Origin of the sequence: Gilliamella sp. B3464 (assembly GCF_026536145.1) — a bacterium.
GTDB lineage: Bacteria > Pseudomonadota > Gammaproteobacteria > Enterobacterales > Orbaceae > Gilliamella.
In genome coordinates this window covers 17,684-43,785 of the sequence record NZ_JAFNOQ010000013.1, presented here as the reverse complement: position 1 = coordinate 43,785, position 26,102 = coordinate 17,684, and the positions used below count along the sequence as shown (strand labels likewise).

26 protein-coding genes are annotated in these 26,102 nt (G+C 34.8%); 6 read left to right on the top strand and 20 right to left on the bottom strand.

What is annotated here, in order from left to right; translation table 11 throughout:
- The first annotated feature begins 143 nt into the window (after positions 1-143).
- Together fabA and J3U57_RS11825 are read left to right on the top strand one after the other, a co-directional pair.
- Complete coding sequence (fabA, locus tag J3U57_RS11830; protein WP_065634819.1) at positions 144-665, top strand: bifunctional 3-hydroxydecanoyl-ACP dehydratase/trans-2-decenoyl-ACP isomerase; 522 nt, start codon at positions 144-146, stop codon at positions 663-665.
- Between the two features lie 240 nt (positions 666-905).
- Positions 906-1,391, top strand: a complete 486-nt coding sequence (locus tag J3U57_RS11825; protein WP_267332504.1) for a thermonuclease family protein — start codon at positions 906-908, stop codon at positions 1,389-1,391.
- A 15-nt stretch (positions 1,392-1,406) separates the two neighbouring features.
- Here the strand turns inward: J3U57_RS11825 and J3U57_RS11820 are convergent, their stop codons facing one another.
- The 5 genes from J3U57_RS11820 to J3U57_RS11800 all read right to left on the bottom strand — a co-directional run bounded on the left by J3U57_RS11820 (position 1,407) and on the right by J3U57_RS11800 (position 6,144).
- Entirely contained in the window at positions 1,407-1,688 is a 282-nt protein-coding gene (locus J3U57_RS11820) for a DUF5339 domain-containing protein (protein WP_267344861.1), read from the bottom strand.
- 133 nt (positions 1,689-1,821) lie between these two features.
- Positions 1,822-2,031 carry a cold shock domain-containing protein gene (locus J3U57_RS11815; protein WP_267332502.1) on the bottom strand — a complete coding sequence of 70 codons (210 nt, stop codon included), beginning with the start codon at positions 2,029-2,031 and terminating at the stop codon, positions 1,822-1,824.
- 308 nt (positions 2,032-2,339) lie between these two features.
- Positions 2,340-3,149, bottom strand: a complete 810-nt coding sequence (gene proC, locus J3U57_RS11810; RefSeq protein WP_267332501.1) for a pyrroline-5-carboxylate reductase — start codon at positions 3,147-3,149, stop codon at positions 2,340-2,342.
- 215 nt (positions 3,150-3,364) lie between these two features.
- On the bottom strand, positions 3,365-4,774 hold the full coding sequence (locus J3U57_RS11805) for a hypothetical protein (protein WP_267344860.1): 1,410 nt from the start codon (positions 4,772-4,774) through the stop codon (positions 3,365-3,367).
- 428 nt (positions 4,775-5,202) lie between these two features.
- The gene (locus J3U57_RS11800) at positions 5,203-6,144 is read right to left on the bottom strand and encodes a type IV pilus twitching motility protein PilT (RefSeq protein WP_267344859.1); all 942 of its coding nucleotides are present in this window, start codon (positions 6,142-6,144) and stop codon (positions 5,203-5,205) included.
- Between the two features lie 35 nt (positions 6,145-6,179).
- On the opposite strand from J3U57_RS11800, the gene J3U57_RS11795 reads away from it, so the two are divergent.
- Together J3U57_RS11795 and J3U57_RS11790 are read left to right on the top strand one after the other, a co-directional pair.
- Entirely contained in the window at positions 6,180-6,881 is a 702-nt protein-coding gene (locus J3U57_RS11795; protein ID WP_267344858.1) for a YggS family pyridoxal phosphate-dependent enzyme, read from the top strand.
- Positions 6,882-6,917: 36 nt separating this feature from the next.
- Entirely contained in the window at positions 6,918-7,475 is a 558-nt protein-coding gene (locus J3U57_RS11790; RefSeq protein WP_267332497.1) for a YggT family protein, read from the top strand.
- Between the two features lie 30 nt (positions 7,476-7,505).
- On the opposite strand, the gene J3U57_RS11785 is transcribed toward J3U57_RS11790, so the two are convergent.
- The 4 genes from J3U57_RS11785 to corA form a co-directional block, all read right to left on the bottom strand.
- Positions 7,506-7,928 carry a YcgN family cysteine cluster protein gene (locus tag J3U57_RS11785; RefSeq protein WP_267332496.1) on the bottom strand — a complete coding sequence of 141 codons (423 nt, stop codon included), beginning with the start codon at positions 7,926-7,928 and terminating at the stop codon, positions 7,506-7,508.
- Positions 7,925-8,173: a YcgL domain-containing protein gene (locus J3U57_RS11780; RefSeq protein WP_081297552.1), complete on the bottom strand. Its 249-nt coding sequence runs from the start codon at positions 8,171-8,173 to the stop codon at positions 7,925-7,927. Before J3U57_RS11780 ends, J3U57_RS11785 begins: the two co-directional genes overlap by 4 nt.
- Before the next feature lie 11 nt (positions 8,174-8,184).
- Positions 8,185-9,156: a glucokinase gene (locus tag J3U57_RS11775; RefSeq protein WP_267332495.1), complete on the bottom strand. Its 972-nt coding sequence runs from the start codon at positions 9,154-9,156 to the stop codon at positions 8,185-8,187.
- Between the two features lie 556 nt (positions 9,157-9,712).
- Complete coding sequence (gene corA, locus J3U57_RS11770) at positions 9,713-10,654, bottom strand: magnesium/cobalt transporter CorA (RefSeq protein ID WP_065634831.1); 942 nt, start codon at positions 10,652-10,654, stop codon at positions 9,713-9,715.
- Between the two features lie 212 nt (positions 10,655-10,866).
- On the opposite strand from corA, the gene J3U57_RS11765 reads away from it, so the two are divergent.
- Together J3U57_RS11765 and J3U57_RS11760 are read left to right on the top strand one after the other, a co-directional pair.
- Positions 10,867-11,385, top strand: a complete 519-nt coding sequence (locus J3U57_RS11765; protein ID WP_267332494.1) for a single-stranded DNA-binding protein — start codon at positions 10,867-10,869, stop codon at positions 11,383-11,385.
- Between the two features lie 103 nt (positions 11,386-11,488).
- Positions 11,489-12,151, top strand: a complete 663-nt coding sequence (locus J3U57_RS11760) for a MarC family NAAT transporter (RefSeq protein ID WP_267332493.1) — start codon at positions 11,489-11,491, stop codon at positions 12,149-12,151.
- A gap of 88 nt (positions 12,152-12,239) precedes the next feature.
- Here the strand turns inward: J3U57_RS11760 and J3U57_RS11755 are convergent, their stop codons facing one another.
- The 11 genes from J3U57_RS11755 to ptrA all read right to left on the bottom strand — a co-directional run bounded on the left by J3U57_RS11755 (position 12,240) and on the right by ptrA (position 25,620).
- The gene (locus tag J3U57_RS11755) at positions 12,240-12,932 is read right to left on the bottom strand and encodes a DUF2461 domain-containing protein (RefSeq protein WP_267332492.1); all 693 of its coding nucleotides are present in this window, start codon (positions 12,930-12,932) and stop codon (positions 12,240-12,242) included.
- Positions 12,932-13,699 carry a 3-deoxy-manno-octulosonate cytidylyltransferase gene (kdsB, locus tag J3U57_RS11750; protein ID WP_267344857.1) on the bottom strand — a complete coding sequence of 256 codons (768 nt, stop codon included), beginning with the start codon at positions 13,697-13,699 and terminating at the stop codon, positions 12,932-12,934. Before kdsB ends, J3U57_RS11755 begins: the two co-directional genes overlap by 1 nt.
- 19 nt (positions 13,700-13,718) lie before the next feature.
- Complete coding sequence (locus J3U57_RS11745; protein WP_267332491.1) at positions 13,719-13,904, bottom strand: Trm112 family protein; 186 nt, start codon at positions 13,902-13,904, stop codon at positions 13,719-13,721.
- A gap of 3 nt (positions 13,905-13,907) precedes the next feature.
- Positions 13,908-14,915 (bottom strand): tetraacyldisaccharide 4'-kinase, encoded by a 1,008-nt coding sequence (gene lpxK, locus J3U57_RS11740; protein WP_416379685.1) that lies wholly within the window; start codon positions 14,913-14,915, stop codon positions 13,908-13,910.
- Positions 14,916-14,997: 82 nt separating this feature from the next.
- Entirely contained in the window at positions 14,998-17,241 is a 2,244-nt protein-coding gene (locus J3U57_RS11735; RefSeq protein ID WP_267344854.1) for a DNA internalization-related competence protein ComEC/Rec2, read from the bottom strand.
- A gap of 364 nt (positions 17,242-17,605) precedes the next feature.
- Positions 17,606-17,896 carry an integration host factor subunit beta gene (gene ihfB / locus J3U57_RS11730; RefSeq protein ID WP_065634838.1) on the bottom strand — a complete coding sequence of 97 codons (291 nt, stop codon included), beginning with the start codon at positions 17,894-17,896 and terminating at the stop codon, positions 17,606-17,608.
- A gap of 99 nt (positions 17,897-17,995) precedes the next feature.
- Positions 17,996-19,678, bottom strand: a complete 1,683-nt coding sequence (rpsA, locus tag J3U57_RS11725) for a 30S ribosomal protein S1 (RefSeq protein ID WP_065634839.1) — start codon at positions 19,676-19,678, stop codon at positions 17,996-17,998.
- Between the two features lie 110 nt (positions 19,679-19,788).
- Positions 19,789-20,469 carry a (d)CMP kinase gene (gene cmk, locus J3U57_RS11720; protein ID WP_267344853.1) on the bottom strand — a complete coding sequence of 227 codons (681 nt, stop codon included), beginning with the start codon at positions 20,467-20,469 and terminating at the stop codon, positions 19,789-19,791.
- A gap of 1 nt (position 20,470) precedes the next feature.
- Positions 20,471-21,754, bottom strand: coding sequence for a 3-phosphoshikimate 1-carboxyvinyltransferase (aroA, locus tag J3U57_RS11715; RefSeq protein ID WP_416379533.1), 1,284 nt, complete (start codon positions 21,752-21,754; stop codon positions 20,471-20,473).
- Positions 21,755-21,773: 19 nt separating this feature from the next.
- Positions 21,774-22,646 carry a helix-turn-helix domain-containing protein gene (locus tag J3U57_RS11710; protein ID WP_267332486.1) on the bottom strand — a complete coding sequence of 291 codons (873 nt, stop codon included), beginning with the start codon at positions 22,644-22,646 and terminating at the stop codon, positions 21,774-21,776.
- A 100-nt stretch (positions 22,647-22,746) separates the two neighbouring features.
- Positions 22,747-25,620 carry a pitrilysin gene (ptrA, locus tag J3U57_RS11705; RefSeq protein ID WP_267344852.1) on the bottom strand — a complete coding sequence of 958 codons (2,874 nt, stop codon included), beginning with the start codon at positions 25,618-25,620 and terminating at the stop codon, positions 22,747-22,749.
- Positions 25,621-26,102: the final 482 nt, after the last annotated feature.

The window sequence follows — 26,102 nt, the reverse complement described above, 5'->3', positions numbered from 1 at the left end:
TAACCAATACACTTTAAAGCAAAATCTCATTAATTAATGAGTTAAACTGATACTGTTTAAACACTATCTATTTTTATAACATGGATATGAATAATACCGTTATTTTGACCATGAAGTAATAACAACAAATAAAAGGTTTTTTTATGACATTTGAACGTAAGTCTTCGTATGATAAAGCAGATTTGATTAAATCAGGCAATAGTGAATTATTTGGTCATGATGGTCCTCCTTTACCTTCTGATCTAATGTTAATGATGGATCGTGTGATTGAAATGAATGAAGATGGCGGTAACTATAGTAAAGGTTATGTTGAAGCAGAATTCGATATCAATCCTGATTTATGGTTCTTTAAATGTCACTTTAAAAACGATCCTGTGATGCCTGGTTGTTTAGGCTTAGATGCATTATGGCAATTAGTCGGCTTTTATCTTGGTTGGATTGGTGGTAAAGGTAAAGGACGCGCACTGGGTGTTGGCGAATTAAAATTAAAAGGTCAGATCCTGCCAAAAAATAAAAAAGTGACTTATAAAATTCATTTTAAACGCGTCATTAACCGTAAATTAATTATGGGAATTGGAGATGGCGAAGTTTATGTTGATGGTAAATTAATTTATGAAGCAACTGATTTAAAAGTTGGATTATTTAAAGATACCAGCGAATTTTAATTCATAATAAAGGTTACTTAGCCTTATAACGCACTAGTTGTAAGGCTAAAATAACGATTTATTAGACAACAGTGGTTGATTGAGTATCATTAATAACAACATGTTTTTGCTATTTGTCATTGCAGCTCAACCTAGTTATCTATTGTGCCTATGATCAAATGATATTCCTTATAACAATATAAACTAGTTCATCATTTGTTGGTCATCGCCATAATAAGTTTATTTTTTAAGTTTTTAAATATGATTTTGTTAAAACGTTTTTTTATTATTATTGTTTTTTCTTTTTTATTCAGTTCTTTTGTTTATGCTGATTTTGCAGGCAAAGTAGTCAAAGTGATTGATGGCGATACAATTGATGTATTAACCAACACTAAACAAAAAATAAGAGTTAGATTGTTAGATATCGATGCGCCCGAAAAAAAACAAGCTTATGGCAATGTGTCGAGAAAATATTTAGCGTCACTTGTTGCGGGTAAAGCTGTTTTTATAAAAGAGAGTAAAAAAGATATCTATCAACGAACGTTAGGTACTGTATTTTCCAATAAGATAAATATCAATGCTAAGATGGTTGAAAGTGGCTATGCTTGGGCTTACCGTTATAAAGGGATAGCAAATAATCAAGAAATGGTAAGATTAGAAACGCAAGCTAAACAAAACAAAAAAGGGCTTTGGAAAGATAAAAATCCTATAGCCCCTTGGGATTTTCGACATCGTAATAAACGATAAATCAACTTTAGCGCATTATTTTTTAGAAGATAATGCTGCTTCTGCTTGTTTTAATGCCTCTAATCCTTTCTTACAAGCATTTTCTTGATCAGCTTGAGACATTGCAATAACTTGCTTTTTACCCAATTCTAGATTTTGTTTCAACATATCCGTTTGTTGTTTAGTCGCTGCATTATCTGGAATGGCTTTAATTAAATTATCCACTTTATCAAAATAAGTTTTACAAGACGCTGATAGGTCTGCCATGGCAAAAGAAGATATTCCCAGTAATGAGATTGTAAGTAGTAATTTTTTCATTTTTTCCTCATATTATTTTACTATTGATATGTTATAAGATTTTTTTTAAAAGTGTATATGTAGAATTATTTTGTTTGTAATCTTACCAGCAAATAGTTGCTGATAAGATAGGATAGGATATGATGGGAGGTATTTAAATTAGAATAACGTCAGCAGCAGCTGGACCACGAGGACTATCTTGGATAGAAAATTCTACTTGTTGACCTTCAGCTAGCGTTTTAAAGCCATCACCAGAAATCGCTGAAAAGTGTACAAATACATCTTTGCTGCCATCTGCAGGCGAAATAAAACCAAAACCTTTACTTTCATTAAACCATTTAACTTGACCAGTTTTCTTAGACATAACAATCTTCCTATAAATAAATTAATCTTAGCCGATGACGGCCATCTTTAAAACATAAAACCTAGACTACTTATTAACACTAAGAAGAGGAGACTGAAGAAAACTAATACGAATCCCTGATATAAAGTAAACTACAAACTGCGAATATCTAAATGTTACAAAATAAATCTGCATGTTATATGCTGGTAACTATTAACGCATAAATTCCGATTGAATGCAAGAAATGTTTTACTTTTAACATTTCATTACTCTAACAGGAAGGAATACAAAATGAATTTCTATTAGAGTAATATGTCACACTTAACAATTTATTTTTCGGACAGATCTTTCGATTTTTTGATTGTTGCTTCTACGGCATCGATTACTGCTGCTCGAAACCCTTTTTCTTCAAGAACTTGTACACCTTCGATAGTTGTTCCAGCAGGCGAGCAAACCATATCTTTTAATTCACCTGGATGTTTACCGGTTTTAAGTAACAGTTTTGCCGATCCTAACACCGTCTGTGCTGCAAATTTATAAGCTTGTTTTCTCGACAAACCACCTTTAACAGCGCCATCAGCAATCGCTTCAATAAACATAAATACAAATGCAGGTGAAGATCCACTAGCGCCAACAACCGCATCAATTAAATATTCAGGCACAACTTCGGTTTCACCAATACAATTCAATAACGACTGCACGATTGCTAACTCATCGTCTGTCACTTCAGTGTTAGGGGTAATTGAGCACATTGCCGCATTTACTAATGCCGGCGTATTTGGCATCACTCGAATAATCTTTTGCTCATAACCAACGCTTTTAGCAATAGTTTTAATAGTTACACCGGCTGCAATTGAGATAACAATTGTATTCTTTTTTAACTCTTTTTGAATATCGTTCAATACATCTACAATGACATTAGGTTTAACCGCAATAATAACAATATCTGATTCACGCGCAACTTCACGCTCAGAATTAAGATTATTAACAGCATATTCTTGATTAAGGAGTTGCCCTTTTTCTGGATGATGGTCATAAACATAAAGCTGAGATCCAGGAACAATATTACTTAATAAAATCCCTTGTAAAATGGCATTCCCCATATTTCCTAAACCGATAAATCCAATTTTTTGTTCCATTTATTAATCACCTTTTAGTATCTATACTAGCTCACAAGTATAGAACATTTTTTGTATAAAAACCTTTTTAATAATATAACATATATAAAAAATAGGCATAAACTTCGATGGTTAATTAAATACTTTATAGCTAAAGAATTCAATCAACTATTTAAACAAAATACTAAATATTTTTGTTTAAATAGTTATGAATACGTTTTAAAGGATGGAATAAACTAGGGTGCAACACAAGCAACTCTATAGCCCTGATCTAAATGATCTCTATCACCAACACCACCAGTATTAGCCTCTACAACATAATTATATCCCCAATGTGACTGATCATCTGAAGTCCAATAAATTGCTCTCGAATCTCCCCAAGCAGGGTCACCAACACGAAAATATTCCCAATCACTATCTTTATAGTAAATTTGAGTCACACGGCCCCATTCACTAAAAAGTCCTCCCATCCAATAACCATCTGTTTTATAACTAATTTTTCCAAGATAAAATGATTCAGATATACCATTTAGCCAATTGACGTTACTATTTCTTGCATTTGTAAAATCGTGCACTTTTCCTATACGATATCCACCACCATTAAAATTATTACAAAACGTTACTGCATTCTGATAACCTCCTGCTCCACCTTTTTTAGCCACATACCAACGCTCTAACCTAAAGCTATAAAATGGATCATTGTTCATATCGCGAAAATAAAAAGTTGAAGGCCAAAAAGAACTAGGTGCACTCTCTTTAGGACCTGTTAAGTTGATTTTTACTAATCCAGTAGGTAACGTATTTTCAGCACTTAACGTTAATGTTACCCCTCCTGCCGAAATTGTACGACCATTAGCATTTACAATATCTTGTGCTTTCATCCCTGCAATGCTCAAATAAAAAAACAAATTATTAGAGCCTGTTGTTGGAAAGTTTGCCCCAGGATTTGCAGGATTGTAAGTATAAAATCCTCTATACTTATTCCAATCACCATTCGAATCGTTAAAAGATGAAATAGCCCCATCATAAGGCATATTATTTGAATAAAAATCAAACTCTAAATCAGGAATAGAGTAACAAAATTGTGGTTTATCTATTTTAGGATAAAGGTAGAAAGTATGCCTGTCTCCTATAAATCTATCACTTTCAGAGGGAATACCATATTTTGTCTTAATGCTTACATCTTCAACTTCTAAAGTCAACTGATAAGGTGCATCACACCCATCTAATGCTTTATCAAAGTTGTCCTTGACATAATTAGTAATATCTTGACCATATAAATTTTTCCATTTAATTTTTAATTTACTAGAATTGGCACGATTGAACATATCTCCATCATCATCCTTCCAATAATCGTTATTATCAATAACTTTATCTGTCAATGTCTCAGGATAATCCCCATAAGGTACTAACGTATTGATATCTGCAAAAGTGGCAGAAAGTTTATCTAACACGATTGGTGTTTCCATGCTAGAGCTATCATTTAATGCATTAACAATTTTGTTTCCTGGTAATGTTATTGATAATAAGGGAATAACTGAGTTCGCATGGGTTGCTCCGCCATCGAATGTTAAATAAGGAGCAGTGCCTTGAATTGCATTGGCAGCAATAGCCGATAATGCCTGTGGTGCTAATGAGTACGACAACAACGACGACGCCAATACTAATTGTTTCTTTGAAAAAAACTTCGTAGATAATTTCGAGAATATAAACGAAAATAGATATAAAAATAGTCGAATGGAGTTAGTTGATGAATTTAATACATTGGTTTGCCAGTCTGGTGTCTAAAATGATACAGCATTGTGTTCCGTCCGTCAAGTAATATATTGTTTTATTTTGTTTTTTATGATTGTTTGCTTATTTTATAAGCCTATTTCTATAGGTGAAAAATTATAGCTGTTTAAAAAATAGTTAGATAGTTTTTTAATGGATTTTTTGTAAAGATTAGTTAAGAATAAAGATACCTATAGGAAAACACCGAGTTATTTATATTTTAGAGTAAAAATCATCCTCTAAAAACTCATAAGGTGGTTTACTCAAAATCATTTTATGGAATTTAACCGTGTTATAATAGCTAATATGTAGGCGCTACTTGCATGCCATATTGTTGTCCAGTTTGCATTAAAGAATAAATGTGTTTAACTTTGCCTTCTTTGATTAAATTACTGACAGCAGGGTTGTTAATCAGTACTTCAAATAAAGCTTTACGTCCATTTTCGGTGGTGACTAGTTTCTGACTTATTATTGCCTTTAAACTATGTGATAATTGAGTACGAATAAAATCTCGTGAACTGTCTTCAAATACATCAATAATACGATTAATAGTCTCAATAGCAGAATTTGTATGCAACGTAGCAAAAACTAAATGTCCTGTTTCAGCTACTGTTAATGCGGTTTGGATAGCTTTTTTGTTACGTAATTCCCCAAGCAATATTATGTCAGGATCTTGCCTTAAGAGGCTATCAACAGTCTGATCCAAATTTGTTAACTCTCTTTGTTGGATTAATGATTTTTGATTATGATAAATAAATTCAATCGGATCTTCTAAGGTTAATATGTGCTTTGATTGATTAAAATTAATGTGATTAATTAAAGATGCTAGTGTGGTTGACTTACCACTCCCTGTTGAACCGGTAATTAAAATAATGCCACTTTCATAATTGATAAGTTGTTTAAAAATTTCAGGCGCCTTTATCTCGGCAAGGGTCGGAATGTGTTGTTTAATTATACGAAAAACGGCTGAGATTCCCCGATATTGATAAAAAATATTCACTCTAAATCTGCCTAAGTCCTTTACCTGATAAGCGAAGTCAATTTGCTTATTTTGATATAATTGTTGTTTTTGATCGCCAGTTAATAATGATAATAGTTCAGTCTCTAAACTTATTGGTGATAACCTGTGTTCTGATAAAAATTGTAATTGCCCATTGATTCGAATACAGGCAGCTTCACCACTTGAAAGGTGCAAATCAGAGGCATTTTGCGTTACACTAAGAGCCAAAAATGAATTTAACATTCAATTATTCCAACTAACTTTGATTCGGGATTCACATGAATACAGTACATGACAATATACTCACCATTAAAAACAAAATTAAAAATATTGCGTTAGAATGCGAAAGAGATCCCAATAGCATTGAACTAATTGCCGTCAGTAAAACAAAACCTGTGACATTAATCGAACAAGCTATTAGCGCAGGTCAGTTTGCCTTTGGCGAAAACTATGTTCAAGAAGGCGTCGAAAAAATTCAATTTTTTAAACAAAATATGCCCAATGCCCCTTTAATTTGGCATTTTATTGGCCCATTACAATCAAACAAAACAAAATTAGTGGCAGAAAATTTTGATTGGATGCACACAATTGATCGTTTTAAAATCGCTCAGCGATTAAATGAGCAAAGGCCAGCCAATATGAATAAACTTAATGTATTAATTCAAGTAAATATAAGTCAAGAAGCGAGCAAGTCTGGTATTGCACCCAATCAAGTCGCTGACTTAGTTAAGCAAGTTATAGCATTACCCAATTTGAATTTACGTGGTTTGATGGCTATTCCTGAAATCGAGAATGATTTTAACAAGCAATTAGATGTATTTAAGCAGATGCAACAACTTTTAAAATCACTACAAATAGATTATCCATTTCTTGATACATTATCTATGGGCATGTCTGCTGATATGCAAGCAGCAATCGTTGCAGGCAGTACTATGGTTAGAATTGGCTCGGCGATCTTTGGCGCAAGGCAGTATTTATGATATATTGCAAACTTATAAAATTTTTAGGAGTGTTAAATGATATCACTGATCTTCTTGGGAAGAGCTGTTTTAACTGTTTGTCTGTATGTGATCATTTTACGTCTATGGATGCAGAGTGTAAGAGTTAATTTTCATAATCCATTTACTCAATTTATAGTTCGCATTTCTCAACCCATTATTGGACCATTACGTAAAGTAATTCCGTCAATAGGAAGAGTTGATAGTGCAACCTGGTTAATTTTCTATCTGGTCGCGCTAGTTAAAATTATTTTTATTTTACATTTTGCCATGATTAATGCGCCAGTTTGGAGCCCTGAGTATTTAGCATATGCCGTTGCTGCTATGATACACGCCTTTGGTCATTTATTATTTTGGTTACTGTTATTTAGAGCTATCCTAAGTTGGGTAAGCCGTGGACAATCGGTCGCTGATGAGCTACTGGCAGAGTTGACTGAACCCTTTATCGCACCCATTCGACGCATTGTTCCCCCTATTGGCATGATTGATATTTCATTTATGATTTTTATTTTTATTCTAATGTTCTTGAATTTATTTGCCATCGATATGGTCGGGAGTATTTGGCTAATATTATAAAAGCTTTTAAAAAAGGGAGTATACTCCCTTTTATAGAATATGATCTTCCCAACAAATTACATCTTTTTCATACACAATACGTTTTCTAACTGATATTTTCAGCTTATGCATAAGCTTTTTATCACCGGTAATGAGTGGATGCCATTCGGGTAGCTGCCCTGTTTGTAAAAAGTAACGATAAGAACAAGTTAACGGTAACCATTCAATCGTAAGAAGATTTTCACGCGTTAACTTAATACAATCAGGCTCATATTTAAAACGATTGTGATAATGCTTACAACGACACGTATTAGAATCAAGCAAGTTACAAGCAACATTGGTGTACAAGATTTCTTCGGTGTCCTCATCCATCAACTTATTAAGACAGCACTGACCACAGCCGTCACACAACTGTTCCCATTGTGCATCAGTTAATTGATCTAAGGTTTTAGATTCCCAAAATCGCTCTGTCATACTTTAAAATCATCTTCTTTTAACATTTGTAAGAAAAAACCATCTGCTTTTATTTTTTCTTCTATTTCATCCGAAGTACCAACAACAAAACGGCGTTTACCGTCTAATAATACTTTCATCACCAATACAGGTGAACCAAAAATTGACATTACTTTTTCAGGAATAGTAGAAAAATCATTCTCCTTTTCCAGATATAAATAACAATTTTCTTTTTTTGGACTTCGATAAATATAACACCACATCATAACCGATGAACCTACTCCTTCATTTTATTAAGACTATTTTGTAAATAAACACCTGCACCTAATAGACCGGGATCTTCATGAGTAATGACATAAACAGGGATTTTTTTAACCAAGTACGACATTCGTCCTTTGTTTTCAAAAGCATGCCGAAAAGGTGAAGATTTAAAAAACTCGATAAAACGTGGTACGATGCCACCAGCAATGTAAACGCCACCTTGTGTGTTCAGTGTTAATGCTAAATTGCCACCAAATCGTCCCATAAAAGTACAAAAATAGGTTAGCGTTTCTAAACAAAGTGGACAACTATTGGACAACGCTTTTTTGACAATTACATCTGGCGTAATCTCTTCTATAGGTTGATTATTAATGTTTAATAATGCTTGGTATATATTTACAATACCATTTCCAGATAAAAAACGCTCAGACGATACGCGTCCAAACTTTTTGCGTAACTCAGCTAAAAGACGATCTTCTTTCTCATTGGTCATTGGTAATTCAGTATGCCCACCTTCTCCAGACAAGCTGATCCAATGTTGATTAACTTTTATTAAATGCGACACACCAAGACCAGTTCCAGCACCATAAATCGCAATTGGGTAATTTAAATCGGCGTCATCCCCGCCGATTTTTACTAAATCTTTATCGGTTAATTGTGGAATAGAAGTCGATACAGCCGTAAAATCATTAATTACTTCAAGTTGTTTTAAGTTTAATGCTTTAATCAACGCTGAACGTGAAAACGACAAATTATTATTGGTCATATTCACCATATCTGTATCATCAATAGGGCAAGCAATTGCAATACAGGCCATATCGACACTGATTGATTGATTAGCAAGATAGTTTTTAATCAAAACTAATAGATCATCATCTTTTGAAATCAGAATTTTTGTGATAGCAGATAATTTGTTAGTGGTTAAATCGTACAACGCAAAACGGGCATTGGTTCCACCAATATCAGTGACTAAAGCATATTGACTCATGTTATTCCCTTCTATTACAAATTGTGTTTAAATCCTATTGCTGCGTACAAAATCATCGGTATTTAAAACATTTTTGAGCTACTCGTTACAAGGCAAGTCAAATAAGTTAAAAATCTCACCGCTAGCAATGATTTTTGGCGTGAAACATAACGTTATTTTAAGATGCGCTGCTTCTTACCGATGCAATTTTATTGTACACCTAAAAAAGTAAGCAAGAACTGTTTGAATTTCGCTTTATTCGGCGTTATTCAAATGTAGCCATTGTACAAATGACCGTTCTTGTTTAACACTGGTCATACTATTTATCAAGTAGTACTAATAAACTAATTGTGATCCTTTACTCTATTTGATTTCAAATTAATTGATAATCTTTACTCATAAACTTAGTCAAAGCATACCAACAGTTTGAACAGTAATGATAGATAATAAGCATCAAAATGAACACTTTCTACTATCAGTATATGCATAACTAGTTCACCTTGATTAACATCAAGGCGATAACTCGAGAATAAATCAATATAGTTAATAATTACCAACTATATCCAATATGCTTTATCTATAACCATTTTTTTAATTTAAAATAGATATAAGGTGCAACGCCAGCAAGTAACATTAATATTAATGAGAATGGATAACCATATTCCCATTTTAATTCAGGCATGTTTTCAAAGTTCATTCCGTAAGCCGAAGCAACTACCGTTGGCGGTAAAAATACAACAGATACAACTGAGAAAATCTTGATAATCCGGCTTTGTTCTATATTAATAAAGCTAGTTGCAGCTTGCATTAAAAAGTTTACTTTTTGGAACAAGGATTCATTATGTGGAACAAGCGACTCAATATCACGAATAACTTCACGTGCTTGTTCTAACTGATCAACTGGCATTTTTGCTCGTCGAACTAAGTAGTTCACCGCTCTTTGGCTATCCATTAAGCAAAGTCTTACCTTCCATGCGGTATCTTCCAACTCAGCTAAAGAGGTAATCGCTTCATCATAATGTTCTTGTGAAGAGCGATCCATAATAATTAGACTCAACTCCTCTAATTCACTATAGATATTTTCAATCTGATCGGCTAACTGCTCAACTTTAACTTCAAATAGATCGAGTAATACTTCCCAAGGGTTACCGTCTATCATGCTCTGATATCGTGACCGCATTCGATATAAACGAAACGCAGGAAGATCACGTTCTCTTAAGGTAAAAAGACGTCCATTATGGACTGTAAATGCAACAGTAGAATTACCTGCTCGATCTTCTGCATCTTCATAAAAAAAGAACGAGTGCACATGTAATCCTTCGTTATCTTCAAAAAAACGGGCTGACGCCTCAATATCATCTAACTCTATACTCGTTGCTAAGTTTTGTCCTAAATGGGTTAAAACAAAATCACGATCGGCTTCTTCTGGCTCAATTAAATCAACCCAAGTCGCATTATTTATATCGCCTTCATTAATTTTCACTAACTGTTTGTTTTTTAGTCCAAACGCATTAATCATAAGGCCTCCAGTAAAAATATGTTTAGAACACTACACAACAAATGTGTGGCATTATACCTGTTATAATAAGAAATTCCTATGGTGAGACAAATCTTTCTCAATGTTTAAAAATGGATAATAGCTCGCATAATTAAATTAAATACGGTGATGTTACTTCTGTCTCATGCTACAATATCGAAATTAAATCTTTATGCAATTTTTAGGAGTTTATAATGGCAAATCGAGGAATAAACAAAGTCATTTTAGTTGGTAATTTAGGACAAGATCCTGAAGTCCGTTACATGCCAAATGGTAATGCTGTCGCTAATTTTAGTGTTGCAACATCAGAATCATGGAAGGATAAACAAACCGGTGAAAACCGTGATCGCACTGAATGGCATCGAGTTGTCGTGTTTGGTAAATTAGCTGAAATTGCTGGCGAATACATTAGAAAAGGAACGCAAGTTTATCTTGAAGGACAATTGCAAACTCGAAAATGGCAAGATCAATCGGGAACAGATCGGTATACCACTGAGGTAGTTATCAATACTATGGGGGGTACCTTACAAATTTTGGGATCGCGTGGCGCGAGTAACGAAGGCTTTGATGATGGCTCACAAAATTGGGGACAAAGCGCAAATAATTTTTCGTCAGCGCCAGCGTCGACCCGACAAGCAGCTCAAAGTGCGCCAGCACCACAACCTAAAGCCCCTGAACCACCAATGGATTTTGATGACGATATTCCTTTCTAATCAACCAAATGATTTTTTGGGCGTTTTATTACGCCCATGTATCATATCTAATCAATTTCAATTATACTTATCTTAATGTTTTTTATTAAGTCTTGAAATTGATATGCTGGAACTTATACAAACTATTGGCTTTGGTCTAATTCTTTTCATACCATTAACTAATCCATTAACGACTGTTGTATTACTATTAGGTTTATCCGGTGATATGACCAATGAAGAGCGTAACTATCAGTCTAAAATGACTTGCATTTACGTGTTTATTATCATGGTTGTCTCGTTTTATGGTGGGCAATTAGTGATGAATACTTTTGGTATATCAATTCCTGGATTACGTATTGCAGGTGGAATGATAGTCGGTATTATCGGTTTTAGAATGCTATTCCCCCAGCAACCATCTCATAAAACGTTAGAAGCCGATGCAAAAAAACGAGAAACGTCAAATAATATCGCGTTTGTCCCATTAGCAATGCCCAGTACTGCTGGTCCGGGTACGATTGCGATGATTATTAGTATGGCTTCAACGGTTAAAGGTGGTGGTTACAACGTATCGACTTGGGTTGTTTATACCACTTCAATAATGGTGCCATTATTATTGTGTATTATTTTATGGTTTTGTATGCGTAGTGCTGGCAGTATCATGCGATTTATGGGGAAAAGTGGTATTGAAGCAACTTCTAGAATTATGGGATTTTTATTAGTTTGTGTCGGTACCCAATTTATCATTAACGGCGTAAAAGAGCTGGTATTAAATTTCCCCAATATTTAACATATTAAATAATATACAGATAGTTAACCCAAGCACTGACGGATAATGAGACATAGGACACGTTGATGCCCTACTGTTCTGACATCAATTAAAGTTTAGGTATATTTTTGATCATTTCAACCCGCATTAAATAATCATATAGAGGGACGATTTTTTTAAATCCTTTTATCAATTTATTTGGCAGATCACTATCTAATACATCAGCTATATGATTATTGGTTACCATAACAGCTAAGCTTTTACGGTTATACCATGTTGCTATCTTTTCATCTTGATCTTTAACCAGCGGTCGTTTATAACTTTCACCAACCAATTCAAAAGGTTTTTTGACGCAACGAATCATCTCTAAAAACTTAGCAGTATCATTAGCAATCTCTTCTCGAAAAATATCCATAGTTTGTTTTGATGCACAATAATAACCTAAACCATATTGATAACTATCCGGACTAATTTCAAAAAAATAAGCTGGCGCTTCTTTCCAGTCCTTATTTGGTCGTTTAAATGTTAGCCACAATCGACTTCGATATAATGTCTTATCTTTGGAAAATCGAGTATCACGATGAATGCGTGATATGGTTTTACCTATCGCTGGCTTGGTTTCAAACCACTCATCGATTTTTAACATTTCTGGGGTTAATTGTTCAACCAATAACTTAAATGGTTTAACTAAATCGTTATCATAAATAGAACGATGTTCATCAAACCAGGTTTTACTGTTGTTAATCCAAGCATCTTGTAAAAAATTTAGCCCCGCTTGAGAAAAGCCGTTAAATATGGCCATTATTGCTCCTTAAATAACTCTCTGACTTTTTCTAAATCTTGTTGCGTATCAACACCAATGGCGGGTGACTCTTTAGCAACTGCAACATGAATTTTTTCACCATACCAAAGAACTCTAAGCTGTTCAAGCATTTCAATTTGCTCAAGTGAAGAAGGTGCCCAGTTGATATACTGACGAATAAAACCTGCTCGATAAGCATAAATACCAATGTGGCGAAGGTAAAAATCACCAATACTGGATTGATTGAATAAATTGCTAGCTTTCGCGAAGCGATCTCGCTCCCAAGGAATAGTCGCTCGAGAAAAATAGAGCGCATAACCATCTTTATCCATCACAACTTTAACAGCGCCAGTATTAAACGCTTCTTCAACCGACTCAATAGGTACAGCTAAAGTAGCCATACCTGTTTTATATTTGACTAAATTTTCAGCGACTTGATCAATAATAATAGGGGGAATCAGTGGCTCATCACCTTGAACATTAACAATCACTTCATCATCGGCAAATTGAAAGCTATTAATGACTTCGGCCAGACGCTCAGTCCCCGAGTTATGTTTATCACTGGTTAGAATCACTTCTCCACCATGCTTTTTTACCACCTCGAAAACTTGCTGATGATCGGTTGCAACAATGACTCGATTTGCCGATGACTTTTTTGCTTGTTCCATCACTCGTACGATCATCGGTTTACCGTGTATATCTGCTAAAGGTTTTGCAGGTAAACGGCTTGATGCATATCTTGCAGGAATAATAACAGAAAAATTCATAACTAATCCTTGTAATGTTCTATTCTTGATTAAATTTTACTTGAGTCAGTGCCATCGCCTCGGTTTCAAGTAATACGGGAATACCATCCTTTACAGGAAAAACTAATTTATCAGTTTGACAAATCAGCTGATTATGTTCTTTATCATATTGCAATTTGCCGTGACATTTAGGGCATGCAATAGCATTAAGAAGAAGCGCTTTCATATTTTATTCTCTATGTGATGTTATATCCGCTAATAATGAACAGATATGGTTAATTGCTGGCATAGGTATAATGGCATCTACAGGTAGATACCACCAATTTGGTAATGCAAATTGCTGACATTTTACTGCATCTTTTTCTGTCATTAAAATGATTTGTTGATCAGTTGCAATATCTGCTAACAATGGCAAAGTAAATTGTTGATGATCAGCAAAGGATACCGTTTTAATTAAATCCGCATTCATCATTGTTAACATATCAAAAAAACGTTTAGGATTGCTAATTCCAGCAATAGCACAGATATTTTGTAACGAAGATAATGGCTTTTTTTCCTGAGTAAGCAAATTAATGGCACAGTTGGGAGCCAATTGCATAGTATAAGTTTTATTGGGATATTTCTCGGGTAACAGACTATCGCTATCACCATTAATGATGATCACATCGACTGATGTTAAACGGTTTTGTCGCTCTCGCATTGGACCAGCAGGAATCCACCACCCATTGCCAAATTGACGTTTACCATCGACTACAACAACTTCTATGTTACGAGCTAGCGCATAATGTTGTAAGCCATCATCAGTCAAAATAACATCTAACTGATAGTGTTTTAATAAAGCTTTGACCGCATCAACTCGTTTCGGTGCTACCGCAACAGGCGCCTGAGTGCGTTGATAAATCAGAACCGGTTCATCACCCGCTTGGGCTGTTGTTGTATTGTTATCTAAAATTAAGGGATAAGAATCAGCGTTACCGCCATATCCCCGTGAAACGACACCAACATGGAACCCTTTAGCTTGTAAAGCTTGAATCAAACCAATCGTGAAAGGGGTTTTACCATTACCGCCGACGGATAAATTGCCAACAACAACAATCGGAACAGGTGAATGCCATGATTTTAAAAGACCGAATCGATATAACTGGCGACGAATAAAAACAATCAAACCATACAACAAAGAAAAAGGAATAAGTAACCAATATAATCTATTTTTACCATACCATAATTTTTCAATCATCATTTATTATCACTTGATTATGTTTTGTTACCATTACTGCTATATTTGACGTAATATAAATATGGCGATATTGGCTATTATTTTACTCATAAATAGGTAAACGCCCAAGCCAATCATGATACCACCTAGGACGAACTTGTTCCCGCATTGTTTTGATATTCCATGTTAATTTATTAAAAAATAGACTAATTTGACCTGTCCTTGCAGTAACATGATAATCTAAGTTAAGTTCATGATAACGTAAAGTAATCTTATCTGCGGGTAAGTTCCAAGCATTATAGCGCGAAGTCGACACCAATGCACTTTTCGGTTTTACCCGATTTATAAAGGCATAGCTTGATGAGCTCATACTACCATGATGGGGAACTTGTAAAAATGTTGAAGATAATTTAACTCCATATTGTTCAATTAACTGATACTCTTGCGTTCGTTCTAAATCCCCTGTTAACAATACCGAGAATCGACCATCCGTTATTTGTATCACACATGAGTCTTTATTTTGCGCATAATTAACCAGCTTTTTAGGCCATAAAATATTAAATGAAAGCTGGTTCCAACTAATGTGATTCCCCGCTAAACATAAATAATCATTATTCAATGATGATGATGAACTCATCAACCACGCATTTGGATAGGTACGCTTTAAAATATTCAGCCCACCAATATGATCATTATGTTGGTGACTAATGATAATGCCTTCAACTGTTAAATTATGCTGCAATAAAAACGGTATAATGACCTGCTGTGCTACTGAATTTTTATCCCATTTAGCACCCGTATCATACAAAATAGCTGACTTTCCATTATGAATCACAATAGCCAGTCCATGACCAACATCTAACATGTCTACTCGCCAAACATAATCAAGAACGACAAAAAAAGGTGAAATCATTAAGCATAAAATAGACAATATAGTCACGAAAAAATGACGCCAAAGTTCAGTATGAATAACAATAATCATCAACCAACCAATTAAACTTAGTAGATAAAAATTAGCCGGTAATGTCAACCACAATACATTCATTGCTTTTAAACATAAAAATAATCCTTTAAGAGAACTATCTGCAACAAAGCAAAACCACAAGGATAAATAAAAACAATGTACCAAACTAAATAATAGTGCCAATAAAATAGCAGGAAAGGTACATAGTGTGATAAGTGGAATTGCTATTAAATTCGTGAATACTGCAACAGTACTTATCCCGTGAAAAATAAAAAATTGTATAGGTAATAATAATAACGTTAAGCCAAATTGTAGATGCAATAACCGTATTAAATACCAACGTTTTTTTTGTTGAAAACGGTTTGGTAAAGGCATCCATTGGGATAGAAAGAGTAAACTGATAACCGCGTAGCAAGATAACCAAAAACTTTCTGATAAAATCATCAACGGATCAAATAAGAGTAATATTGCAATAATTCGGTTTATTTTTTGCCAAGCACTTAAATGATAACTTTGATAGCGTAAGTATATCCATATTGATAGTGCGAATATCGCACGCAGTGTTGGCGGATTAAATCCTGTTAACCAAGCATAAAATAATGCACTTAGCCAACCAACTATGATTGGTACAAAATAATGTATATAACGATTTGGAAGTAAAAACAGACTTGTTTTAACAATAAAGCAGCAAAAATAAAAAACTAAAAGAATATGCATACCGGATATTGCCATTAAATGAGCTATACCGGTTTGCATCATTATTAGGCGATCTTCACCACTTATTTGTGTGCGTTCGCCAAAAGCAAGCGCAATCAGGATTCCTCGGTAAACACATAGATTAATATAGGGTAAAGCGTAATCTGCTATAACTTGTCTAACATTACGCTTATCATCAAGTAATTTAGCTTGTTTTAATTTTGCTGATAACAGGCGCTTATTGGCAATTGCAAAGCGTTGACTATCAAAACCCCCTTCATTCAAATAACCTTGGCTAACTTTGGTTTTCAACGTAAGTTGCCAAATTTGACCGGCCTTAGGAATAATTGGCTGATCCCAATAGACTGAAATAGTCGGATTAAAAGACAAATAATGCTGGTCAGAATTGATTAGGGCAAATTTTATGTAATACGGTTCTGTTATATTGTCGGCTTGAACATCAATTGTTTCGACTTTAGCTTGCACAACCAAGGTCTTATCGATATAAGGTTCAACATTTGATAAATATTGATGACTATAAGCAGTAGACCATAAAAAGCTAAGGATTAATACCGCAATCATTATTGTAAAGCGATAAAACGTTGATGGAACAATCAAAATAAAAGTAATAAGAACAATAGCCAGCATATACCACTGTTCATAAGAAGGTAATGAAGGTAAAAACATAAGTGGCAAACAACCTAAAGAAAAAATTATTGCTAATAGATCCAGTGAAAAAAGTTGCCGCATTGATTTTGGATAGGGTTAATTTTGATTGGCTATCAAACTATCACATAACTGTTTTCTCAAAATATTCCATTTGCTAATTTCTAGAGGTTGCTTCCATTTTATTAATTAGTTGAAAAACTTTTACAAAACTAAACTGATTTTCAGCAAAACTTATTTTTTACGTTAATACGAATCACAGCTAAAGAGGAGGTGTCGGTAATCTAGAATGGTGCTGCAAGCATTGATTGATAAATACCCGAATTGTTATAAATAAAAAAACCTTTGATTTTAGTCAAAGGTTTTTTTGTAATATTATGCAAACTTATGCTTTGGCAGCATTATTAACTCGTTCACGTAATTCTTTACCCGGTTTGAAATGAGGGATATATTTATGTTTAACTTCAACATTACCACCTGTTCTAGGATTTCTCGCTTTACGTGGGGCGCGATAGTTCAAACTAAAACTACCAAAACCTCGAATTTCAACACGATCATTACTTTCCATAGCTAAAGCGATCTGTTCGATAATATCTCTTACAGCATCATCAACTAGTTGTACAGGAAGGTGTGTCCGCCAGTTAACTATCTTTTCGGCTAAATCTGATCTGTTCATGGTCACTCCTAATTTATTTTGTGTGGTAAATAACTGATTTATTTTATACCACAAAAGAAAAAGAGGGCAAGCCCTCTTTACTCTTTACATAAACAATTTTTACTCAGTTTTTGAAGCAGCTTTGAAAGCTTCAGCCATTGCATTAGTAAATGATGCTTCTTCTTGAGTTGCAGTATTATTTACAGCAGCAAGTGCTTCTTTTTCATCAGCTTCATCTTTAGCGCGTACTGATAATGAAATCGCACGAGACTTACGATCGATATTAACAATCTTAGCTTCAACTTCGTCACCAACTTTCAGTGCAGTAGTTGCATCTTCAATACGTTCACGAGCAATATCTTGAGCTTTTAAGTAACCTTCAATACCATCAGCAATTTCGATAGTTGCACCTTTAGCATCGACAGCAGTTACTTTACCTTTAACAATAGTGCCTTTTTTATAGTTTGCAGCAAAATTATTGAAAGGATCATCTTCTAATTGTTTAATACCTAAAGAAATACGTTCGCGCTCTGCGTCAACTTGTAACACAACCGCTTCGATATCGTCACCTTTCTTATAAGCTTTAACCGCTTCTTCGCCAGGCATATTCCAAGAGATATCTGAAAGATGAACTAAACCATCAATACCGCCATCTAAACCAATGAAGATACCAAAGTCAGTGATTGATTTGATCTTACCGCTAACTTTATCACCTTTATTGTGTGATTCAGCAAATTGTAACCATGGGTTTGGTTTACATTGTTTAAGACCTAAAGAGATACGACGACGTTCTTCATCAATTTCAAGAACAACAACTTCAACCACATCACCTAAGCTAACCACTTTAGATGGGTGAATGTTTTTGTTTGTCCAATCCATTTCAGAAACGTGTACTAAACCTTCAACACCTGTTTCAATTTCAACAAAACAACCGTAATCAGTTAAGTTAGTTACTTTACCTGTTACTTTTGTTCCTTCTGGGTAACGTTTAGCGATTGAAACCCATGGATCTTCGCCTAATTGTTTTAAGCCAAGAGAAACACGTGAACGATCTTTATCGAATTTAAGCACTTTAACAAGTAATTCTTGACCCACTTCAACCACTTCACTTGGGTGTTTAACACGTTTCCAAGCCATATCGGTAATGTGAAGTAAACCATCAACCCCACCAAGATCAACGAATGCACCGTAATCAGTAAGATTTTTAATGATACCTTTAACTTCTGAACCTTCTTGTAGATTTTCAAGAAGTTGTTCTCTTTCTGCGCTATTTTCAGATTCGATAACGGCACGACGTGAAACAACAACGTTGTTACGTTTTTGATCTAATTTAATAACTTTTAATTCAATTTCGCGATTTTCAATATGTGAAGTATCGCGTAATGGGCGAACGTCAACAAGTGAACCAGGAAGGAACGCACGCACGCCATTAAGATCAACCGTAAAGCCACCTTTAACTTTACCATTGATAACACCTAAAACTGTTGCAGCATCTTCAACTGCTTTTTCTAGTGTCAGCCACGCTTCATGACGTTTAGCTTTTTCACGAGATAAGATTGTTTCACCAAAGCCATCTTCAATTGAGTCAAGCACAACGTCAACAACGTCACCTACTTGAACTTCTAATTCGCCTTGGGCATTTTTAAACTGCTCTACTGGAATTGCTGATTCAGATTTTAAACCAGCATCAACTAAAACGACATCTTTGTCGATTGCAACGACAGTACCACGGATCATATTACCAGAACGAGTGTCTAGTTGATTTAAAGACTCTTCAAAGAGTTGAGCAAAAGATTCAGTCATATTTATATACTTAAATTAATATTAACGTCCACATTACATCATGTCTTGTGGGGTTGTTTACGGAACTCCACCTATCCTTTTGTGGAGCTTGGTTCAAGCAATAAATAAATTTATTGCCCGAGTTTTTGGTTTATATACTTAATAGATTGATTAAAAACATCTTGAATAGAAAGTGATGTGGTATCAATTATAAGTGCATCAACAGCAGGTTTTAACGGCGCAACGGCCCGATTGCGATCACGCTCATCACGCGCTGTTATTTCCTGCAAAATTTCGGCGAATTTAGCATGATTTTGCTTATCTTGCAACTGTTTCATTCTTCTTTCTGCTCGAGATTGCGCACTGGCATCGAGAAAGATTTTGACTGATGCATCTGGGAATACGACAGTTCCCATATCGCGACCATCAGCAATCAAGCCCGGAGCCTGTTTAAAATCTCGTTGTCGTTGTAATAATGCAACTCTCACTTGACTTAACGAAGCCACTTTTGATGCGGCTCCGCCTGTTTGTTCAGTACGGATAGCGTTAGTGACATCGTTATTCTGTAATAAAACTTTTACTTCAGCCCCTGTAGAATCGAAGGTTAAAGGCAGATTTAACGCCAATTTAACAAGCTGACTTTCATCATCAAGTGCGATGTTTTGTTGCAAGGCTGAAAATGCCAATACTCGATAAATAGCCCCCGAATCTAAAAGGTGCCAATTAAAATGATTAGCTAATGCTTGGCATAATGTGCCTTTACCTACGCCACTAGGTCCATCAATGGCAATGACGGGAACAGTTTTAATCATATTAATATTCGCTTAATCGTTCAAATTGTTCAAAGTAGTCTGGAAAAGTTTTCATAGTGCATTTAGGATCTAATATGGTCACCGGCGTATCGGATAGTGCAACTAACGAAAAACACATTGCAATGCGATGATCGTTATAGGTTTCGATTTTAGCATGCGTTAATTTTGCAGGCGGAACGATAGTAATATAATCAGGTCCCTCTTCAACCGTAGCTCCAACCTTCCGCAGTTCAGTTGCCATCGCATATAAGCGATCGGTTTCTTTCACTCGCCAATTGTAAATATTACGAATTGTCGTCGATCCTTTGGCAAATAAAGCAGTCGTGGCAATAGTCATTGCTGCATCGGGAATATGGTTCATGTCCATATCAATACCGTTTAATTCCCCCCGAGTACATTCAATATAATCATCTGCCCAAATCACTTTAGCACCCATTTTTTCAAGTACATGTGCAAATTGGGTGTCGCCTTGTAAACTTTTTTTACCTATACCGGTAACACGCACTGTACCGCCTTTAATTGCCGCTGCGGCTAAAAAATAAGAAGCGGACGAAGCATCACCTTCGACTAAATAATTGCCAGGAGATTGATAACATTGTTTGGCTTTAATGGTAAATTTTTGATAATCATGATTGGTAACTGTGACACCAAAAATCGCCATCATTTTGATTGTAATATCAATATAAGGTTTCGAAACTAAATCACCAATAATGGTAATTTCGGTATCTTTATCCGCTAGGGGTGCAGTCATTAATAAAGCGGTTAAAAACTGACTTGAAACCGTTCCATCAACGTTGATATTACCCCCGCTAAAACCACCATGAATATGCAGTGGCGGGTAACCTTCGTTTTCAAGATAGTCAATTTTAGCACCACCTTGACGCAGAGCATCGACTAAATGCCCTATTGGGCGCTCTTTCATACGAGGTTCGCCTGTTAATATAATATTATTGTTACCCAAACATAATGCCGCTGTTAATGGACGCATCGCTGTGCCAGCATTTCCCAGAAACAATTCCAAAGGGTAAGTCACTTGCAAGTGACGACCGATGCCCTGAATATCACAAATAGTACGATCATCAGATAGTTGATATTTAATACCTAAAGCCTTTAAAGCATCAAGCATGTAACGGACATCATCACTATCAAGCAAATTGGTCAAACGGGTATTACCTTTACTCAGTGCGGATAATAGTAATGCTCGATTAGAGACACTTTTTGACCCAGGTAAATTGATTGTCCCATTAATTTTTTTTATCGGTTGTAATGTTATAGATAACATAATCACTCTCTATAAATATTTTTTAAAATTTTTCTAGCGTCGCTTTTAACAAATCTATAGCTTGCTTATCTTTAGCACTATTTTGCCATAATTTATCAAATAAAGAACGATATCGCTTGATTGCATCAAATGATGAAGTAATTGAAGCAATCCCCGTTGTCACATTGGGTAATTCCCCCAAACGAAATGGACTCATCGCTAAAGAGATCGGATTTTGATCTTGATAAAAGATTTGAAAAGCTATTGACGGAATAGCCTGCTCAGTAATAGCAATTGTTGGCGCATAAGATTGGTGTTCTAAAAGTTCAATTAAATGATAAACTTCTTGACGTGCTAATAACATTCTTTCCGATTTTTTCCCCGGCGAAATGGTTAAATTACCGACTAAACCAATATGCAAAAAACGCTCAACATTGCGTAAACTAATTAAATTAATCACTTTAGGAACAGACTGATAAAATTGCGTTTTACGATGTTTCAAAATTGATAAACTCACCGCATATTTATCTGAATCAATCGCTTCACCAGACTCCTCAAGCATCATGGCCAAATGCGATAAATAGTGTGGTGAAGTTAGCAAAAAAGAGAAGGGATCAAAGTGTGAATAAATATGGGTTGATTGTTCTTCCAACTGACGCATACGTTCAAAAAACCCTTCGCCACTTGAATAATATTCCGTATCAATACCAAGTAGGCTCGCTAAAGAAGTGTCTAACAATAGTGCTAATCGCTCTAATGTTTCAATTTTAACGATTTCACCTTTTTCTAAGCGATAAACTGCAGCTCTTGAAATTCTTAAACTCTCAGCTACATCTTCGGCTTTAAGTGAGGCGGCAATACGATAAGCGCGTAATCGCTGCCCTATTGCCAAATAATCAATTGCTTCACTAATCATAATTGACTCAAAATATTCGAATCTTGGCAGTGTATCACAAGGTGATAACAATGCCAATTTTCGCTAAAAATGTTTAAGGTAACATCCACATTTTAGTCAACTATTTTAGCAAAACATCTTGTAAGTTTGATGCATCTGCAAATTCAGTATATTCAGTAATTGCTTCAGGTTTTTTCGAAGCTTGTGACGCTTGCCCTAATACTTGCGAAGCAAACACCAAACCTTTTTGTTTAACAATAGCGTTATTATAAAAATCAATTAAGTCTTGCTTATCAATTTTTTTCACTTCGGCTATTTTCTTATCGCGTGAATCAAACGAAAAATTCGATAAACGATAATCAGCCAGATAGCGTTCTAATTCTTCATTTAACGTTTGAGGTGGCATTGTCAATTCCTCAAGCACCGCCTTTTTATATTGCTCTATATCATTTTTGGATAATGCTTGTAATTTTTGCAGCATAATTGGATAGAAATGCTGATAACGTCCTAGCAAATAGGCTGGGTCGTATTGATTACTTTGTATAATAAAGCTAATACCTGAAGAATCGCCTACTGACATTGATACAGCAAAAACGGCATAACCTAACTGTTCATTAGATCGTAATTGATCGAAAAACCAAGGCGATATAATCTTCGAAAGCGTATAACTCAAGATGCGGCTCGAATTTCGATCATAATTAGTCGGAATATAGCTCATCATTAAAGCATTATCAGTTGCTTTCGCCGTTTGAGTAATGCGTGCTGTTAATGGTGCATTTATTTTAAGGTTATCAATTGGTGTAAATTGAGCGTTAGACGCAAATTTTTCTTGAATTTTATGATAAAGATCTAACGAGCGTTGATTCGATAAATTACCTAAACTTAGCATATAAGGAACTGAATGCGTCATTAGCGCATCACGATAAGCTACAATATCGTTAACACTGATATCTGCTGTGATTTGTCTTCTTAAATTACGTTCATAGTAGTGAGGTAATACAGACAATGCATTGACAGGATTGGCGGCTAACTGATAACTATTCGCATGCTCAATTGCATCTAATTTTTGGATATACCACGATTTAGCTAAGGCTAAACTTTGTTCATCAACAATTATTTGCTGATACCGATTAAGTACCGCTAATACCATTTCGGGAAGGTGCTGATTAAAACCATCAGCTGTCACCATCAAACCATTATCACGGCTAGTCGACAATTCAATACCAGCCACATTAGCTTGGAATTGAAGTTGTGCTAGATTACGACTAACAAGATAATCGAGCAAATCAAACGCAACTTGAGATTTAGCATCACTAAAAGCTTGATCATTACGTAATGAAACGACAATTGCGGCTTTAGGTTCTTGACCAAAATATTGGCTAACAAAATGGATATGATTACCGCGCTTATTAAATTCTAAAGGCTCAGATTGATTGCTATTTGGGTTAACAATCGTAAAATCATCTGGAATATAAGGATTGAGTTCAGGTAAAGTAAACGAAAAGCTTTTTGCTAAATTCGACCAATTTGATTTTTGTTCACTAGTTATAGCATCAATTTTATAAGGTGCTTCAACAAAATAGGCAACTTTATCGGTAGGTTGATTTGGTGCAATGGTCCAAATTCTAGCATTATCTGGCGTTAGGCTCTTTAAACGGTTTACTATCGCATCTTTATCAAAATGCGATGCAATAAAGTCAGCGTTTAAAATATTTTGGATTGGATAAAGCAACATCTGATCAGATAGCCATTCAACATAAGACATATCTCGTTCAATATCTTGGTATTTAAATTCAAGTGCTAATACTTTTTTAAGTTCTTCGTAATAAGTATCCTTTACCCCATCTTTTTGTATTAATTGTAAGTAATTGAAAATAGCCGCTATCACTTTATCTTTTTGAGCAAGGCCGTCATCAGTCAAACTTACATTAATGCTCAAAACACCACTATTACCATAACGAATAGGATCGCTTGATGCACTAATGTTTTCAATCAATCCTTGCTTTTGTAATTGTTCTGACAATGTGTTTTGACTACGATTGCTAATTAAATAAGCAATATATTCATCACTTTTATCGGCAAATTTAACTAAATTATTTTCAATTGGAAATTGTAAAAGCATCAATTTTTTAGGCTGAGCGGGTAACATAGTAATTTGTTTAGCTAATACGTCACTTGGCATAGCGGTTTGATCAACTTTTGGAGCTTGAATATTTTTATTAGGAATTTGACCAAAAGTAGTTTCAGCAAGTTTTGCCAATTTATTAATAGATTGATTGCTATAAACAACCCCGACCATAATGTTAGCTGAGTAATAATTATTATGAAAATTAACTAACGCATCGTGTAATTTACTTGTTGATTTATCACTTAGCGTTTCTAAATTTCCCCCTGAAAATTGTGACGCAGGGTGCTTTTGATTAATTGTTTCAGAATCAACTTGTCCAATACGAAAACCATCATTCGATCTGGCCATTGTCAGTTCAGCATTAACAGCATTTCGCTCTTTATCTGCAAATTTTGGATCTAAAACAGGATTAGCAATCGCTTGAGCTAAATAATCTAACGCATGATTAAATGCGCCATTTTCCACCTCAAAATAAAATGCAGTTCTATATGAAGCAGTACTCGCATTATAACTACCCGCATGGCGATTTAAGAATTGAGAAAAACTAGCGGGTTCAGGATACTTTTTAGACCCCATCAAGACCATATGTTCGGTATAGTGAGCTAAACCTTGTTGATCGGCAGGATCTTGTAAAGAGCCAACAGGTAAGGCGAGCGAAGCTAATGATTTCACAGCTTTAGGATCGGATACTAATAATACACGCATTTTATTGGCTAGTTCGATGACTTCGTATTGGCGATTATCGCGATCACTTTGTTGAACCTTTTCTAATAAAACGGGATGTGAAAGTTTGTTTTCAATCGCAAAAGAGGAATTGAAGTAAAAAAAAGCTAGCACAATTAAGAGCGTTATTTTTATCTTATGCATATATTCTCCGCCTAAAATGTCATATTCTATGATGAATTTAATAAATTACTAAAAAAGAAAACTGACAGCAGTTTCTAGTAATTTTTTCAAAAATTTAATCCTATAAATTTATCTGATTAAAAATTGAGGTGTAAGTTTTCTATTATCTATCTTAACTAAAAGATAATCTAGTAATTCATAATATGAAAGCACAATGTATCACTAATCTATTAGGGCAATTTACTCACCACATTTTTGACGACATGACTAGATTAAAAACGGTTTGGTTAAATGTAAGTCATCAACTAAGTCAAAAGTTGCGTTCAATAACAATATTGGATTGAGATAGAAAAACGAGTCAATTACAACGTAATCGATCTTGATTTTCTTGGTCGACTATTTATCTAAAAATCAGGCACGTTGAATCTTGTCGTAAATGTTGACAGTCAACTGGTCAGCCATGTTATTGCAATAAATTGAGTCATCAAAGTACCAATACTAGA